This window comes from Pseudoroseomonas cervicalis ATCC 49957 (genome assembly GCF_000164635.1).
Classification (GTDB): domain Bacteria; phylum Pseudomonadota; class Alphaproteobacteria; order Acetobacterales; family Acetobacteraceae; genus Pseudoroseomonas; species Pseudoroseomonas cervicalis.
Window position 1 is genome coordinate 1 of record NZ_GG771098.1, and the last position, 930, is coordinate 930.

General features: G+C 76.2%; 1 protein-coding gene. It reads right to left on the reverse strand.

The window, feature by feature from the left end; all coding sequences use genetic code 11:
* Window positions 1-930, reverse strand: a 930-nt coding sequence (locus tag HMPREF0731_RS23425; protein WP_007006457.1) for a sensor histidine kinase, incomplete at both ends; no start/stop codon positions are given.

The following is a 930-nucleotide window of genomic DNA, read 5'->3' on the forward strand; positions in this document are numbered from 1 at the left end:
GCTCCAGCGCAGCAGCAGCCGCCCCGCCGCCTCGCAGACCGACCAGGCGACGCGCACCGTGCCGCCCTGGCGGGACAGGGCGCCGTGCTTGGTGGCGTTGGTCGCCAGCTCGTGCAGCACCATGGAGACGCCCTGCGCCAGCGCCGGCGGCAGCGTCACCGGCGGCCCGTCCAGCAGGGCGCGCGGCGCCGCCGCGCCGGCATCGGGCTGCAGGAAGGCGGCCAGCTCGCCCTCCAGCAGGGCGCGCAGCTCGGCCCCCGCCCAATAGGCTTCGGCCAGCAGGGTGTGGGCGCGGGCCAGGGCCATGACGCGCCCCTCCACCGCCGCGGTGTAGGCGGCGGCGTCCTCCTTCGGCGTCAGCCGCAGCGCGGCCTGCACCAGCGCCAGCACGTTCTTGGCGCGGTGGTCCACCTCGCGCGCCAGCAGCAGCCGCTGCTCCTCGGCCCGCAGCCGGGCGGTGATGTCCATATGCGCGGCATAGGAGACATCGCGCCCGCCCAGCCGCACCCCCTGCACCCGCACCATCACGTCGCGCAGCGCGCCGTCGCGCAGCCGGTGCCGCGCCTCGAATTCCTGCACATCGGGGCCGATGCGGTGTCGCCGGCCGCGGGCGCGGATCGCCTCCGCCTGCTCCAGCGCGTCGATGTCGCCGATTCGCAAGGCGCGGAACTCCTCGGCGCTGTAGCCATAGTCGCGGCAGGCGCGCTCATTGACGTCGAGGATGGCGTGCGTCGCCGGGTCGAACAGGAAGACGGCGAAGGGCGCGGCGTCGAACAGGGCGCGGTAGCGCGCCTCCGCCTCGCGCAGCGCATCGGCGCTTTCCTGCCGCTCGGTGATGTCGGTGGCGACGCCGACCAGCCGCGCCGGGCGCCCCGCCACGCCGGCCACGCGCTGGCCGGTGAGGAACAGCCAGCGCGGCGCCCCGTCGCC